The sequence below is a fragment of the Vagococcus lutrae genome (genome assembly GCF_003987555.1).
GTDB classification, from domain to species: Bacteria; Bacillota; Bacilli; order Lactobacillales; family Vagococcaceae; genus Vagococcus_A; species Vagococcus_A lutrae.
Genome location: NZ_NGJW01000001.1, coordinates 176,373 through 191,788, shown reverse-complemented (window position 1 = coordinate 191,788; position 15,416 = coordinate 176,373). Strand labels below are relative to the sequence as shown.

The 15,416-nt window shown below is 35.8% G+C and carries 14 protein-coding genes; 11 read left to right on the top strand and 3 right to left on the bottom strand.

Annotated elements, in window-relative coordinates:
* The first annotated feature begins 159 nt into the window (after positions 1-159).
* The 8 genes from CBF33_RS00935 (at position 160) to CBF33_RS00900 (ending at position 8,413) form a co-directional block, all read left to right on the top strand.
* Positions 160-1,092, top strand: a complete 933-nt coding sequence (locus CBF33_RS00935) for an MBL fold metallo-hydrolase (RefSeq protein ID WP_126760750.1) — start codon at positions 160-162, stop codon at positions 1,090-1,092.
* Between the two features lie 145 nt (positions 1,093-1,237).
* Complete coding sequence (gene ntdP, locus CBF33_RS00930; protein ID WP_023605943.1) at positions 1,238-1,777, top strand: nucleoside tri-diphosphate phosphatase; 540 nt, start codon at positions 1,238-1,240, stop codon at positions 1,775-1,777.
* A 92-nt stretch (positions 1,778-1,869) separates the two neighbouring features.
* Complete coding sequence (locus CBF33_RS00925; RefSeq protein ID WP_126760749.1) at positions 1,870-2,859, top strand: LacI family DNA-binding transcriptional regulator; 990 nt, start codon at positions 1,870-1,872, stop codon at positions 2,857-2,859.
* A gap of 131 nt (positions 2,860-2,990) precedes the next feature.
* Positions 2,991-4,292, top strand: a complete 1,302-nt coding sequence (locus CBF33_RS00920; RefSeq protein ID WP_126760748.1) for an ABC transporter substrate-binding protein — start codon at positions 2,991-2,993, stop codon at positions 4,290-4,292.
* Between the two features lie 62 nt (positions 4,293-4,354).
* A complete protein-coding gene (locus CBF33_RS00915) occupies positions 4,355-5,236 on the top strand; it encodes a carbohydrate ABC transporter permease (protein ID WP_126760747.1) in 882 nt (293 codons plus the stop codon).
* Positions 5,229-6,074 (top strand): carbohydrate ABC transporter permease, encoded by an 846-nt coding sequence (locus tag CBF33_RS00910; protein ID WP_126760746.1) that lies wholly within the window; start codon positions 5,229-5,231, stop codon positions 6,072-6,074. The genes CBF33_RS00915 and CBF33_RS00910 overlap by 8 nt, the downstream gene beginning before the upstream one ends.
* Positions 6,075-7,547 carry a glycoside hydrolase family 32 protein gene (locus CBF33_RS00905; RefSeq protein WP_126760745.1) on the top strand — a complete coding sequence of 491 codons (1,473 nt, stop codon included), beginning with the start codon at positions 6,075-6,077 and terminating at the stop codon, positions 7,545-7,547. It abuts the gene before it with no gap.
* Positions 7,538-8,413, top strand: coding sequence for an ROK family protein (locus CBF33_RS00900; RefSeq protein WP_126760744.1), 876 nt, complete (start codon positions 7,538-7,540; stop codon positions 8,411-8,413). The genes CBF33_RS00905 and CBF33_RS00900 overlap by 10 nt, the downstream gene beginning before the upstream one ends.
* Before the next feature lie 74 nt (positions 8,414-8,487).
* On the opposite strand, the gene CBF33_RS00895 is transcribed toward CBF33_RS00900, so the two are convergent.
* The 3 genes from CBF33_RS00895 to CBF33_RS00885 form a co-directional block, all read right to left on the bottom strand.
* Complete coding sequence (locus tag CBF33_RS00895) at positions 8,488-10,314, bottom strand: leucine-rich repeat domain-containing protein (protein WP_126760743.1); 1,827 nt, start codon at positions 10,312-10,314, stop codon at positions 8,488-8,490.
* Between the two features lie 122 nt (positions 10,315-10,436).
* On the bottom strand, positions 10,437-10,844 hold the full coding sequence (locus CBF33_RS00890) for a hypothetical protein (protein WP_126760742.1): 408 nt from the start codon (positions 10,842-10,844) through the stop codon (positions 10,437-10,439).
* A gap of 92 nt (positions 10,845-10,936) precedes the next feature.
* Positions 10,937-11,374, bottom strand: coding sequence for a GNAT family N-acetyltransferase (locus tag CBF33_RS00885; RefSeq protein WP_126760741.1), 438 nt, complete (start codon positions 11,372-11,374; stop codon positions 10,937-10,939).
* 132 nt (positions 11,375-11,506) lie between these two features.
* Here CBF33_RS00885 and CBF33_RS00880 point away from each other — a divergent pair, with 132 nt between their 5' ends.
* From CBF33_RS00880 to CBF33_RS00870, 3 genes are all read left to right on the top strand, one after another.
* Entirely contained in the window at positions 11,507-12,661 is a 1,155-nt protein-coding gene (locus CBF33_RS00880) for an AI-2E family transporter (RefSeq protein ID WP_126760740.1), read from the top strand.
* Positions 12,662-12,730: 69 nt separating this feature from the next.
* Positions 12,731-14,092, top strand: a complete 1,362-nt coding sequence (locus tag CBF33_RS00875) for a hemolysin family protein (protein ID WP_126760739.1) — start codon at positions 12,731-12,733, stop codon at positions 14,090-14,092.
* 374 nt (positions 14,093-14,466) lie between these two features.
* Complete coding sequence (locus tag CBF33_RS00870; RefSeq protein WP_126760738.1) at positions 14,467-15,399, top strand: AraC family transcriptional regulator; 933 nt, start codon at positions 14,467-14,469, stop codon at positions 15,397-15,399.
* The last annotated feature ends 17 nt before the right edge of the window (positions 15,400-15,416 follow it).

Genomic DNA, 15,416 nt, shown 5'->3' with positions numbered 1-15,416 from the left:
TTAATCATCTCCTTATATTTAGTTAGTTAATTAAACCATAAAGGATAAAGACTTACAAATAATAAGCACTGTGAAAAAAAGATAGATATTCAAGTGTTATGAGTTGCTAAAAAAATAATTATCCCATAAACTTACTTTAAATAAGAAAGGTGTGATAAGATGAAACGTAAGAAGTGGCTAGTAGGTTTAGCATTAGTGATAGCGGTAGGATTGGTAGGATGTCAGGCTAAAAAAGAAACGAAAGAAAAAACGACCAAAACAAAAGAAACTCAAGTGCGTCCTAAAATCGAAAAAGTAATAAAGGGAGAAACGTTTACCTACCATGTGATGAAACCAGATGAAGTCTTCGGTGCTACGGCTGTTCTAGTGGAAAAAAATGGCAAAGGGCTTTTAGTTGATACACAGTTTTCAAAAGAAAATGCTGAGGATATCGTAGCTTATATTAAAGAAAAACAGATAACTCTAGACACCCTCTATATTTCTTATAGTGATCCAGATTTTTACTTTGGAACAGCCGTGATTAAAGAGGCGTTTCCCGATGCGAAAGTTTTAGCGACCGCTAGTACGATAAAACGAATTAAAGAGACGAATGAAGCGAAACAAGCAGTTTGGCAAGAAACGTTGCAAGACAATGCACCTGACCGTATCCTATTACCAGAGCTAGCGCCATCAGCGTTGACGTTAGATTCGGATACGCTGCAAATCGTAGGTAGTGATGAGGAAAAACAAACGTTGTATCAACCGACGGATAAGATATTATTAGGGGGCATTTTAGTTGCAGCAGATAGTCATTTGTTTATGGCCGACACGAAGACTCGCGAAAGTCAAGAACAGTGGCTAAAAGACTTGGAAGAGCTAACAACATTTGGCGCTACACGTGTGATACCTAGTCATTTTGCTTCAGGTAATGACTTTTCACCAGAGAATATAGCCTTTACGAAAGAGTATTTAGAGCGTTTCATGCTATCTGAAGCAACGTACACCACGAGTGAGGAAATTATTCAAGATATGAAAGCAGCGTATCCTAATTTGCCAGATGATTCGTTAGAAATGAGTGCGAAAGTAGTCACAGGGGAAATGGATTGGGAGTAGTTTTTATCTAGCTTGAATGTGAGATACCTCTTCTTCTGGTAAAAGTTCTCTCGGTTTTAAATGTTTTATGATATAATGTTTATGATACCGGTGTGAACAGCACCCTGGCAAAAAAACTGGTGAATCAGTAGAAAGTAGGGTCAAAATGGGTGTTCCGAAAGAAGGAGAATTCATTACGATTCAAAGCTATAAACACGACGGTAAATTACATCGCGTTTGGCGTGATACCATGGTTTTAAAGACGAGTGAACATTCCTTAATTGGCGTCAATGATCACACGCTTGTCACAGAGTCAGACGGTCGTAGATGGGTGACGAGAGAGCCTGCCATTGTTTATTTTCATGAAAAATTTTGGTTTAACATTATTGCGATGATTCGTGATAATGGGGTTTCTTACTATTGTAACTTAGCTTCACCGTTTGTACTGGATGCCGAAGCATTAAAGTATATTGATTATGATTTGGATATCAAGATTTTTCCTGATGGAGAGAAGAAGTTGTTAGATGTTGATGAGTATGAAATGCATCGCCAACAAATGGGATATTCAGCAGAGATTGACTATATACTCAAAGAAAATGTCAAGGAACTCGTTGAGTGGATTAACGAAGGGAAAGGGCCATTTTCAGAAGCGTATGTGAAATTATGGTATGAGCGCTATAAACAATTATCACGTAAGTCGTCATAGTTAGAATGTATGAATATTAAGTATTATTAAAATCCTGCTCTCCTATCGGTTTAGGAAGCAGGATTTTATGTTGAAAGTAAGGAGAAAAAGAGATGACAAAAGTAACAATTCGAGATGTTGCAAAAAATGCAGGAGTTTCCCCTACAACTGTGTCTAGAGTGTTGAATAATCGTGGGTATATTAGTGATGAGATGAAAAAGAAAGTACATGATAGTATTGAGGAATTAGGATTTATTCCGAACGAGATGGCACGTTCTCTTTTTTCAAATAAAACCAAGTTAATTGGACTAATAATTCCAACAACCTCTAATCCATTTTTTGGAGAACTAACTTACCATATCGAAAAACATCTTTCGAAACTAGATTATAAATTACTAGTGTGTAACAGTATAAACGAGAGCGAAAATGAAAAGAAATATTTAAGGATGCTTCAGGAAAACAGAGTAGATGGCATAATCGTGGGTTCTCATAATATAGATATTGAAGAATATGAAAAAATGCCACTGAAAATGGTGTCGGTAGAACGGTCTTTGGGAGAATCGATTCCTACGATTCAATCGGATAACTATCATGGCGGCTATATGGCTACGGAAGAATTAATTAAGGCAGACTGTCAGAATATTCTTTGTATCTCAGGGGATCCAAGACTTCAAACGCCTGCAAATGATCGAGAAAAAGCGTATCTAGATTGCATTGGAAACCATAATATGATGTCACATGTTGCTCATATACCTTTTACAAAAAGTAATAAAGAAAAAAACAAACGTGTATTTGAGATATTACAGTCATCACCTAAGATTGATGGCGTATTTGCTGGAGATGACTTAATGGCATCAATCGTTATAAATCAGGCTAATAAACTCGGAATAGAAGTGCCAAAAGAGCTAAAAGTAGTTGGATTTGACGGAACTGAAAATATCCGTACAATTTTACCAGATTTATCGACAGTTAAACAACCAATAGCGTTATTAGCAGAAAAATCGGTAGAGGTTTTATTAGATGAAATAGATAATAAGCAAGTACCAATGAGTACCATCTTGCCAGTAGAATTGATTAGCAATAGAACTTCAAAATCAATATAATTGTTGACCACACGGCATTGGTACCGGTGGTCATATTTTTTGATTTTTTGTGAAACCGGTTGACATAGCGTTTCAGACAGTTTATAATGAAAGCGTAATCAAATAAAACGTATCCTTTAGGAGGAAGACCGATGAAAAGAAAAATTTTAGGTTTTATGGGAGTTGTGGCTTTATCTTTATCGCTAGTAGCTTGTTCTTCTGCTGATCAAAAAGCAGACACTAAGAAAAAAGTAAAAGATGATGAGGTAACAGTATGGGTTCAGTATTCAAAAGAGTCTGCAGAAGGTCAAGTGATGACAGAATCTATAAAAAAATTCAACGAAACGAACGATAAAGGCTACAAAGCTGTCGTGGAATATATTCCAAGGAGTGGCTCGGGTGGCGGATATGAAGATAAGGTTAACGCAGCGTTAACAACTAATACATTACCAGATGTTTTGACTTTGGATGGTCCTAACACTGCTGCCTATGCGAACGCAGGGATGTTAGCTCCGATTGATGACTATTTGTCCGAAAAAGAGGACTTTTTACCAAGTATTATCGATCAAGGTACGTATGATGGGAAACTCTATGCAATTGGTTACTCTGAATCAGGTGTAGGAATTTTTTATAATAAAGATATGTTTAAAGAAGCGGGGATTGAAGAATCAGATTTACCTACTTTAGAAAAACCTTGGACTTGGGATGAATTTAATACTATTGCGAAAACACTGACAGATAAATTTGACCAACCAGCAATTGATATGGGATTTGATGATCATTCAGAATGGTTATTCTACGCTTTTACACCGTTCATATGGTCAAACGGTGGAGATATTGTTAACGAAGATGGAACTAAAGCTATAGGTGTTTTTGATGCTAAAGAAAATGTCGAAACCTTTCAATTTATCCAAGACTTAATAAAAAATAAATATTCTACTATTAGTCCTTCCGAAGCAGGATTTCAAACTGGTAAATATGCAATGAAGATGTCAGGATCTTGGACGATGCAAGAGTTAGATCAAGAATATCAAGATATTGACTACGGAATCTTGCCTTACCCAGTGTCACCAAAGACAAAAGAATTAGTATCACCGACTGGGAGTTGGCAGTATGGTATGACAGCAAGTTCGGATAAAAAAGAAATGGCCGGAGCTTTGATTGAATTTTTAACAAGCGAGGACGAACTTTATAATATGAGCATGGGGAATACGGTGCTCCCTGCTAGAACATCAGTTGCTAATCGTATGCTTGAAGAAGTTGCAAAGCCTATGCAAATGTTGATTAAACAAAATCAAGTGAGTGGCCATTCTCGTCCAGTTTTAGTAGAGTATCCTAAAGTAACTCGAACTGTACAAGAAACAGTAACAGAAAGTACTTATTTCGATGATAATAAAGATTTGAATAAGTTATTAGAAACTAAGGCGCAAGAAATTGAGAGTCATTTAAAGTAACAGTGAGAATAGAGGGCTAGGCAACTAGCCCTTTACCTATAAAAGGGGGGAGAATTAACATTATGAAAAAACAAGTAGCACAAGAAAGATTTGGAGGTTACATCTTTTTATTACCAGCACTTATATTACTAGGACTTTTCTTGTTTTTGCCAACATTGCTATCTATATATTACTCTTTTACTGATTATTATATGTTAACACCACAAGATAGAAGCTTTATAGGAATAGGAAACTACATTACTCTTTTTAAAGACCCACTTTTTATAAAGAGTTTATGGAATATCGGTAAGTTTGTTATCTTTATTATGCCTATTCAAGTTGGAACAGCTCTTGGACTTGCGTTACTCGTGAATAAAAAAAGAAAAGGCAATACTTTTTTCAAAATTGCTTTCTTTGCTCCAGTTGTAATGTCACTTGTCGTTGTTTCTGTATTATGGCTTTATCTATTAAATCCAACAGATGGATTAATTAATGCTTTGTTGTTAAAAGTAGGAATCAATGCACAGCCATTCTTAACAAGTCCAAAACAAGCGATGTTTGTTATTATTGCTATTTCTGCGTGGCAAGGTGCGGGGTATCAAATGTTAATATTTTTGGCAGGGTTACAAAATATTCCTAGTGAAATTTACGAAGCTGCAAGAATTGATGGCGCGAATAAATGGGAACAGTTCAGAAATGTTACCTTACCTATGTTAAAACCTACAAGTGTCATGATTTTAACAACGACATTAATTGATGCATTTAAGTTGATTATTCAACCTATGGTAATGACACAGGGCGGTCCGCTTAACTCTACCATTACACCTGTGTATTACATTTATCGCTCTGGATTCACAGATAGGCATGTAGGATATGCTAGTGCGATTACAGTTATCTACGGTGGTGTTATTATCATATTTAGTCTTTTACAGAGAAGAGTAACGGGAGGTCGGAATAATGACTAAAAAAAGAATGTATCAAATTTTAAGTATTATACTTATGATATTACTTGCTTGTTTTTTCATCTTCCCACTAGTTTGGATGATTAGTTCTGCTTTAAAAACTGAAGCTGCTATTTATCAAGAAATGGGAACATGGCGTTCTTTTTTACCGTCATTAAATCCTAGCGAATGGTTTTTATCATTTCAAGAAGTGTTTACACGTTTTAATGTTGTTCGCTATACAGCGAATAGTGTGATGTATGCATTGACCGTAACAGTAGGGTCTATCATAGTGAATTCATTAGCGGGGTATTCATTTGCAAAGTTTGACTTTAAAGGGAAGAAATTTTTGTTTGCTTTAATGATTGCGTTACTCGTCATACCAGGTGAAACGATCATGATATCTAAGTTCTCTATTGTCCAAAAATTGGGTTTATTAAATAGCCGTATGGCAGTTATTTTACCGATTTTAGCGAGTCCATTATTTATTTATATGTTTACTAACTTTTTTAAGGCTATACCAGATGAGATTATTGAATCAGCTAAAATAGAGGGAGCAAGTAATTTTAGAGTTTTTTGGAATGTTATGTTGCCGATGTCAAAACCGGCGATTGCAACAGTTGGCACATTGTCATTTATCGCATCGTGGAATGATTATATTTGGCCATTAATGGTTTTAACAGACACGGAAGCTTTTCCACTACAAGTTGCAATTACGAATATTAATAATACAACGCCAGTTTATACAAATCAGGTTATGGCTATTTTGACAATATCTACTATACCACTAATTTTAATCTATGTGTTTTTCCAAAAATATTTGGTGCAAGGATTAGGAAGTCAAGGAACAGGAGTGAAATAATTGCTATATACAACAGAACAAGCAAATAAATTTATTGAAGAGAATCAGGACAAGATGATAGAAACATATCGTCCAAAGTATCATTTAACTCCACCGGTTGGTTGGATGAATGATCCAAATGGTTTTGTCTATTTTAAAGGAGAGTATCATCTGTTTTATCAACACTATCCTTATCAAAGTGTTTGGGGACCAATGCATTGGGGACATGCCAAATCAAAAGATTTAATTCATTGGGAGCATTTGCCAGTGGCATTAGCACCTGAGGAAAATTATGAGATTGATGGGTGTTTTTCTGGTAGTGCTATTGAAAAAGATGGGAAACTATACTTAATGTATACAGGTCATTATGAACGAAATGGTGAGCGAAGAGAAACCCAGTGTTTAGCTTATTCTGAGGATGGTATTCATTTTAAGAAATATGAAAAAAACCCTGTGATTGATGAGAGTCACATTGAAGGTGTTGCAGACATTGCAGATTTTAGAGATCCAAAGGTGTTTGAACATGACAACAAATATTATTGTGTTGTGGCATCAAAAACATCAGATGAACGAGGTCGGATACTGCTGTTTCAATCGTCGGACTTAATAAATTGGGAGTATGTATCAATTCTTTTAGAAGGGGAAGAACAGGAAGGAATCATGTGGGAGTGTCCGGATTTATTTCAACTGGATGGAAAAGATGTTTTAATCATGTCTCCTATCGCTATGTTGCCAGAGAAGTATGCTTTTCATAATCGTAGTTCTACTATTGCTTTTATCGGACAAGTTGATTGGCAGAAGGGGGAATTTCATGTAGAAAACTCACATGAAATAGACAGTGGATTAGATTTTTATGCTCCTCAGACCTGTGAAGATGACGAAGGGCAACGTATTATGGTTGCGTGGATGCAAATGTGGGACCGTAACATGCCGACGAATGATTTAAAACATGGTTGGGTAGGCTCGATGACACTGCCACGAAAATTGAATGTTAGTGAAAATCGATTAATACAAACGCCGATACTTTCAGTTGAAGAATCGTTCGTGTCAATATCTAATTTTAAGAATATCACACTTAATGAAAACTCAGATTCCTTTTATCAAATTTTACCATGTGCATCATCTATCAAATTACATGTGGAAGAATTTAATAAAGCAAATGTAACTATAAAAATTGGCTCTGAAGAAGAATATGTGGAAATAATATTAAACAATTCTGATAAATTAATGACCATTGATCGAAGCCAAAGTGGCTATGATATTGTGGGAGCAGAAAGTAAACCTTTGCGTAGTCGCAGTTATGAATTATTAAAAGATACCTATGTTATCGAAATCTTTGTTGATGTATCGACTTTAGAAGTCTTCTTAGATGATGCCACAACTTTCTCGTTGAATTTCTATCAAAAACAACCAAAATTAAGGTTAGAGATGACATCATCCAGTGACGTAATGATAGACTGTCTTGACATAAAGGAGTTGGATGAATCGTGTTAGGTGGTATAGAAGCTGGTGGAACTAAATTTGTCTGTGCGGTCAGTGATAATGAGTTAAATATTATTGAAAGATTAAGTATTCCCACAACAACACCAAGTGAAACTGTTAAAAAAGTTGTTGATTTTTTTAAAAGATATCCGATTGAAGCGTTAGGTGTAGGCTCTTTTGGTCCCATTGATGTTAATAAAGATTCCAAAACATATGGTTATATTACTAACACCCCAAAAGTAGCTTGGCAAAACTACGATTTTGTTGGAACGCTATCTTCAGCATTATCAGTTCCAATTGGCTGGACAACAGATGTAAATGCAGCGGCTTTGGGAGAAATAACTTTCGGAGCTGCAAAGGAAAAAAAAAGCTGTGTTTACATTACAGTTGGTACGGGCATAGGAGGAGGAGCTGTAGTAAATGGGCACTTACTAGAAGGATATGGACATCCAGAAATGGGACATCTTTTGGTTCGTTTGCATGAAGATGATTCGTTTGAAGGGAATTGTCCATTCCATCATAATTGTTTAGAGGGATTAGCTTCCGGACCAGCTATTGAAAAACGTTTAAATGAGAAGGCATCAAATTTACCTGTTGAACATGATTATTGGCAAATAGAAGCAGACTATTTGGCACAGGCAGTCATGAATTACACACTTATTCTATCACCAGAGATGATTGTCTTCGGAGGGGGAGTTATGAAACAAGAGCATCTATTTCCTCTTATTCGTGAAGCTTATTCAAAAAAGATAGCCCATTATGTTGAAGTGCCGCCATTAGATCAATATATTGTCCCATGTGGTTTGGGAGATAATGCAGGGATTAAAGGCTGTTTAATACTTGCTGAGAAAACACTGGATAAAAATAGAACAGAGTAGCAAAAAAGACTGTCGAAAAGACAGTCTTTTTTTATATTAAAACGACAATTTGGAGGGTTGTCGAAATAAACAAGTTAATGTTTCTTATAGAAGATTATCGCGGCAGTTGTTGAAAGTGTACTGCCGATGACAAGTAAGAGATTACTTTTCTTATCTTCGCTTGTTTGTGGCAAGCGTTGAGATGAATGAGCGGCTTTTTTAGCATGCTCTTGTTGTTCTGCATGTATCACGGACACATCCACTTGATTGTGATTAGGATGCTTGTTAGGACTTGATGGTAAAGTCGTTTGTTTATCTATTTCATTTTCTAAAGGTTTGTCAGCATCAGGTTTAGGCGTTTTATTATCATCTTGCTCCTTATCTTTTGATGTATCCGTATTATCTTCTTGCTGTTCATTCTCGTTCTCTTCGTTTGGTTGAGTAGGTGTGGTCGGTGTGCCTGTTTCACTTTCTTCTGTTTCATTTGGACTCTCTGGTTGTTGTGTATCTTCTGTTTCATCTGGTTCAGTAGGAGTGACTGGGGCTTCTGGTAAGCTCTCTAACAATTTGACTTGTTCTTTTTCAATCGTTAAAGTATCTAACAGCCGTTGTCTAACGTTTTCGTTTGTAACGAAAAATTTTAGATTTTGCCAATCCGTACTATCAAAGAAATTAAACATATCATCATCAAATGTAACCTCTTCACCTAGTATTGTTATCGTGTGAAGTTGAGTGAAAGGCCCTCCTAAGAAGTTAGCGGGTAGATGAGTCGTCCCAGTTCCAATCGTTATTTGTTCCAACCCGTCTAATTCATAGAGAGGATTGCGCCCATATTCGGTTAAGCTATTTGGCAAAGTTAATTCTTTTAGCTGATTAATACCATAGAAACTGAGCCGGCCGACAGATGTTAATCCTTCATTTAAGTGCAAGGTTTCTAGTTTGCGCATATTTTTAAAAGCAAGGTCACCGACATGACGGACAGAATCTGATAAGGTTAATGATTTTAAGTTGACATCATATTCGAAAGCGTGGTCGTGAATGGTCGCGACCGTTTCAGGAACGGTATAGGAGTGGCCATCATGATCTGCTGGATATGTTATCAACGTTTCTTGTGTCTTATTAAATAGGACTCCGTCAATTGAACTGTAATTCAGATTTTCTGGACTAACGGTAATACTTTGGAGTCCTATAGCACCTGAAAATGGACGTTCGCCGATAGATATCAGAGAAGCTGGTAAATAAATGTGTTTGAGTTGACGGGTTGTTCGTAACGCTCCATCTCCTATAACTTGAAGAGAAGACGTATCGCTAAGCTGAAACTCGGTTAAAAATTCATTAAAGACGAATGCGTTGGCTCCTATTTCTACCACGCTATCGGGAATGGAAATTTTAGACAATCCTGAGAACGCGAAGGCATCCTTTCCAATCGTGGTCAACTGACTATCTGGTGTAAAATGAATTAAACGTAAATCAAGTGACGAGTAAAACGCCTTTGGTTGAATGGTTGTGATAGTCCTTGGTAGTTCAATAATTTCTACATTTGAGCCACCTTCTGCGATAGCGCCTCCTTCATCTTGATACTTCGTGAAAGCAAAACTGCCGATTTGTTTGACGGTAAACGTAACCCCTCCAAAATCTAATGTTTCAGGGATTTGTACATGCGAGCCAAGATTTGGAATAGGGCTTTCGCCATCACCTACTTGTACGTCACCGCGTTCACCATCGATGGAGGTGATTTTATAAATAACACCTTGTTGGTCGGTAAAAACGTGACCTATCTCAAGAGATGAGGTTTCAGGTACTATCAATTCTGAAACGTCTGCGCTTTGTTCTGCTAAATCGGTTGTCACCTCTGTTGCTAAAACGTTGTGACTTATGAAAAGTCCACTGATTATCAATGATGTTATAATTGTTTTTTTCATTTTTCCTCTCCTTTTTAGGTACACCTAAACTTTATTTAAGCTTAACCTAATTATAACGATAAAAAAAAGAAAGTAAAGCACAAAATAGGGAGGAATAAAAAAAGCCAATTGCTAGAATTGGCTTAGGGTGATTCGTAAAATTTTAGGAAACCTTTTGTTAATAGCTCTTTTCCTTGCTGGATATGGCGCATATCGCCGTGTCTTTGACAATAGCGTATCGTATCTTCAACTGCGAGTTGCCATTTTAGATAAGATTCTTTACTCTCATTGCTTCTAATATTTTCCGTAACATCAGTTAATTGATTTTCTAGTTCGTCTAATTGTTGTGCAGTTTGATGTTTATGGTAGGGCTCTTCAAAAATAATCTCTTCTCCAGATGTTTTAAAAATTGTTTGTACAATAGGAGGAGTATTTGGAACCCAACCATTTCTCGGTGATTTATTTTTATATTTTAAGCTTAATAACGTAATGAACAGTATTAAAATAAGAACAATCAGACCAAGTATAAGCTGTCGTTGTTTTTGTGTCATATGGCGACTCCTTGATTTATTTGCTATGTAAAGGATACTGATGTTTACGCGTGATTTCAAGTCTTATGGACAAAAAATAACAATAATTCCAGTTAAATTTCTTTTTTCATGTCAAAATGAGGAATATTAGCATCCATGTAGCGTGGACTACAAATATTAAACCCTAAAGCTTGATAAAAAGGAACAGCGTGTTCTTGTGCTCCTAGAATGATAGAGTGATATCCTTCGTTTTGAGCATCTTGAATCACATGATTTAAGAGATAGGAACCAATGTGCTGACCACGATACTCTTTTTTTACTGCCATACGTTGTAGTTTTAACTGAGCATTTTCAAGTGGTAAGGAACGACAGGTGGCTAAAGGGGTTTCGTCATGATATAAGACGAAGTGACGACAGTGTTTTTCAAAAGCATCAATTTCAATAGAAAGTGGAACATTTTGCTCTTCAACAAAGATTATTTTTCTAAGTGTGAGAGCGTCTTGATAGATAGGCGAAATAATAGTATCTGTGTGTTCAATGTGATAAATCATGAGGGGCCCTCCTATTGTGATAAATATATTGACAATCATTTTTAAAAAAAGGATAATTTATATATATTTTGTATTATATAGTAGATAGTGTCATTTTTAAATGGTTATTAAGTAAAAATAAGGAGGTTTTAAATGTTTGAGCGATTAAGAAACTCTAAATTGATGTTTTGGTCTCTCGAATTGTTGATTATTGCGAGTTTGATTTTCGTGTCGACGAAGATTGATTTTGTGTTTCAGCCGTTCTTCACATTCTTTTCAACGTTATTTTCACCTATTTTAATTGCAGGGTTTTTATATTACATGTTAAATCCGTTAGTGGAATTGCTGCAAGAAAAGGCTAAGCTATCTAAGAATTTGTCAGTAGTAGTGGTGTTACTTTTTTTCATCGGAATCTTTATCTTTTTTGTCAGTTTAATTATTCCTAATCTCGTGAAGCAGATGGGTCAGTTAATTCAAAATTTACCTCAAGTTGTCACATCTGTTGAAAATTGGACTAATCAATTATTCAAACATCCATTTGTAAGAGACTTAGACGTGCAATCTTATTTAGATAAAATGGATTTATCTTTAGGCTCAATTGTCAAAAATGTCATTAATGGTGTCTCTTCTGGACTGGGTTCTTTTGTTGGGGTTTTTGCTAATATAACAATTGTAGTTGTTACAGTACCGTTTATGCTGTTTTACATGTTAAAAGACGGAGATCGAATGATACCTATGTTAGAAAAGTATCTTCCAACACAGTCAAAAGAGGAGATATTATCTCTCTTAAGCAAGATGAGTCAAACCATTTCTAAGTATATTAGCGGGCAAGCGATTGAATGTACGTTCGTAGCGGTAGGAACGATGATTGGGTACAAGATTATTGGTGTCGAATATGCCTTTCTATTTGGTATAATCGCTGGGATTACGAATATGATTCCGTATGTTGGGCCGTATCTTGGTTTAGCACCAGCTCTATTTGTTACTTTGTTTAGTGGTCATGAAAAAGCGTTGTTACATGCGGCACTCGCTTGTGTGGTCGTGTTAATTGTCCAACAAATCGACGGGAATATTATTTATCCTAATGTGATTGGTAAGAGTTTGGATATTCATCCGTTAACGATTATCATCATTTTATTAGTCGCAGGGAATATTGCCGGATTATTAGGTATGATTTTAGGTGTACCGTTCTATGCAGTGTGTAAGACAGTTTTTATCCATGTGTATGATATGGTACAAGTTAGGAATCGACGAGAGTTGTTATCGCAAAAAGACACTGACAAAACGATTGAAAAAATTGAAAGATAGTGGTGTTTGTGATAGAATGTTGATTAATTGTGTTTTAATTAAATTTATTTTGTGAGGAGAGAACAGCGTATGACTGCTGATCCAGAGAGTCAGTCTTTATTAGTATTATTTGGTATTTTAATTGTCTTGACATTACTAAACGCCTTTTTTGCCGCGGCAGAGATTGCCGTCGTGTCGTTGAATATTAATCGAGTTCAACAGAAAGCAGAAGGTGGCGATAAGGCTGCTGAACGATTGGTTAAATTATTAGATAATACGAGTAATTTTTTATCGACGATTCAAGTTGGCATTACATTAGTCAATATTTTATCCGGGGCGTCTTTAGCAGATAGCTTTGCTCTAAAATTAGCGCCGGTTTTTGGTGATAAGATATGGGCGATTCAAGCATCTAAGTTTATTGTTTTGATTGCTTTAACGTATATCTCAATTGTGTTTGGAGAGTTATATCCTAAGCGGATTGCGTTAAATAAATCGGAAGAGGTCGCACAGTTTGCTGTTGGACCGATTATGGCGATAGGCTTTATCGCTCGTCCATTTGTTTGGCTACTATCAGTTTCGACGGACTTGCTTAGCCGAATTACGCCAATGAAATTTGACGATGATGATAATAAGATGACGCGTGATGAAATGCGTTACTTATTAGAAAAAGAAGGCGTCTTAGAAATGGATGAGTTGGAAATGGTGCAGGGTGTTTTTTCCCTTGATACCACGTTAGCTCGAGAAGTCATGGTACCACGTACGGATGCTTTCATGATTGATTTACTTGATCCGATTGATGAAAATTTAGATAAAGTCATGTCGCAAAACTTCTCACGGATTCCCGTTTATGAAGATGACAAAGACAAAGTCATTGGTGTGCTCCATTTGAAAAATTTATTAAAATATGCTCATCAGCACGGATTTGAAAAAATAGATTTGATGGATGTTATCCATGAGCCGTTATTCGTACCTGAAACGATTTTTACTGATGATTTATTATTAGAATTACGTCGTACGCAAAATCAAATGGCGATTCTACTTGATGAATATGGCGGAATGGTGGGCATTGTGACGTTAGAAGATTTGCTAGAAGAAATTGTTGGCGAGATTGATGACGAATCTGACGAAGTAGAAAATCTATACACTCAAGTTGGTGAGAATGAATACCTTGTACAAGGACGCATGCCAATCGATGAGTTTAATGAGTGTTTCAATACGAAGTTAGATATGAATGATGTCGACTCGATGGCAGGTTACTTAATTACTGCTTTAGGAACGATTCCTGAAGAAAATGAAAAATTAACTTACGAAGTTGATAATTTAACTCTGACATCAGAAGAGATGGAAGGTTCACGTGTTTTACAAATAAGAGTAAAGTTTCATCCTGAAGAAGAAGTGGATGAGGAAGAAAAAGAAAAGAAATTCTTTAGTAAGAATGAGGAAACAGAATAAGTTATCTAGCCAGAACAGGCACTTAGAGAATCACTCTAAGTGCCTGTTTTTTTATTTTGACAAGAATGAAAAAAATTGAACGGATGAATGTTTTTTGTAAGTTAGGCATGTGAATATAGCCTTAAAAAAACGTTAATATAACGATAGTTTTTCACAAATTATGTTATTTATAAGAAAAATGAAATAGAATACAGAAAAAACGCGATACAATAATGATTCTAAGGTGTTTGATTTTATGAAAATAATTTTCGCCCTAAAATTAAATGATAAAAGCATCGATAGGAAATGAGAGTATCACTATAATCAACTGCGGACTCAAACTATGATGTTCGCATGTAATCGTTTAAATTTTCTTGGAAAGGAGGACAGATAAAATGCCTAATCGACGTTATCCGATGGAGTCTTTTTATAATATTGAGACGAAGCCGATTGTGATGAATTTTAATAGTCACAATATCGATGAGTATTTGCAGAAATGGAATGCGAGTAGTAACATCATCCGAAAGCAAGATTATGACGGAACGTATACCATGCCAAGACATTGGCACCCAGAGCTTGAAATAAACTATATCAATAAAGGTTCGGTAGACAGTTATTATTTAAATGGCAAAGTCGTCAAGCGAACGACGGAAGAGATGATGATTGTTAATTCTTATGAAGTTCATGGCCTTGACTGTGTGAGTTTTGATGAAGAAACTCAATTTTTAACCGTAATCTTTCCATTAGAATTTGTTAGAAACTATTGCCCTGAATTCATGAATTACTCTTATCATCTACCTGATATAGAACGTATGAGTCAATTTCAGCAAACTAGCTATGAAAAGTTAAAAAGAATTTTTGATGAAATCGTGGAGTTGAAACAAGTAAGTGATAACACACTACCTGATTTTATCTATACAGGACTTGTCTTGCAAGTAGCAGGAATTTTAATTGCTGCTTTTTCAGATGAACGAACGGAATTACCTGGTTGTGAAGATATGATATTACTCGATAGCATTTTATGTTATATTCATCAACATTATAAAGAGCGTTTGCCATTGGCTAAAATCGCTAAAGAAGTGAATGTTTCTGTCAGCCATTTAAGTAAATTTTTTAAAGATTATACAGGTTATACGGTTTCGAACTACATAGAACGTGTCCGAAGTATGCATGCTATTGATGAATTAAAAAAAGGAAATGGAACGGTCATGGACGTGGCACTCAATAATGGCTTTACCGATGCGAAGAGTTTAAATCGTGTCTTGAAAAGAGATTATGATAAGTCCGCCAAAATGATTGTTCAAGAGACATCTTTTTCTAATTTTTAATCTCACGTGTGCTAAAA

Bases quoted from the DNA above. Each gene is read 5' to 3' on its own strand.
- CBF33_RS00915 (WP_126760747.1), top strand. From the start codon at position 4,355: ATGAAAAAACAAGTAGCACAAGAAAGATTTGGAGGTTACATCTTTTTA.
- ntdP (WP_023605943.1), top strand. From the start codon at position 1,238: ATGGGTGTTCCGAAAGAAGGAGAATTCATTACGATTCAAAGCTATAAA.
- CBF33_RS00885 (WP_126760741.1), bottom strand. From the start codon at position 11,374: ATGATTTATCACATTGAACACACAGATACTATTATTTCGCCTATCTAT.
- CBF33_RS00925 (WP_126760749.1), top strand. From the start codon at position 1,870: ATGACAAAAGTAACAATTCGAGATGTTGCAAAAAATGCAGGAGTTTCC.
- CBF33_RS00870 (WP_126760738.1), top strand. From the start codon at position 14,467: ATGCCTAATCGACGTTATCCGATGGAGTCTTTTTATAATATTGAGACG.
- CBF33_RS00910 (WP_126760746.1), top strand. From the start codon at position 5,229: ATGACTAAAAAAAGAATGTATCAAATTTTAAGTATTATACTTATGATA.
- CBF33_RS00920 (WP_126760748.1), top strand. From the start codon at position 2,991: ATGAAAAGAAAAATTTTAGGTTTTATGGGAGTTGTGGCTTTATCTTTA.
- CBF33_RS00890 (WP_126760742.1), bottom strand. From the start codon at position 10,844: ATGACACAAAAACAACGACAGCTTATACTTGGTCTGATTGTTCTTATT.
- CBF33_RS00880 (WP_126760740.1), top strand. From the start codon at position 11,507: ATGTTTGAGCGATTAAGAAACTCTAAATTGATGTTTTGGTCTCTCGAA.
- CBF33_RS00875 (WP_126760739.1), top strand. From the start codon at position 12,731: ATGACTGCTGATCCAGAGAGTCAGTCTTTATTAGTATTATTTGGTATT.
- CBF33_RS00895 (WP_126760743.1), bottom strand. From the start codon at position 10,314: ATGAAAAAAACAATTATAACATCATTGATAATCAGTGGACTTTTCATA.
- CBF33_RS00935 (WP_126760750.1), top strand. From the start codon at position 160: ATGAAACGTAAGAAGTGGCTAGTAGGTTTAGCATTAGTGATAGCGGTA.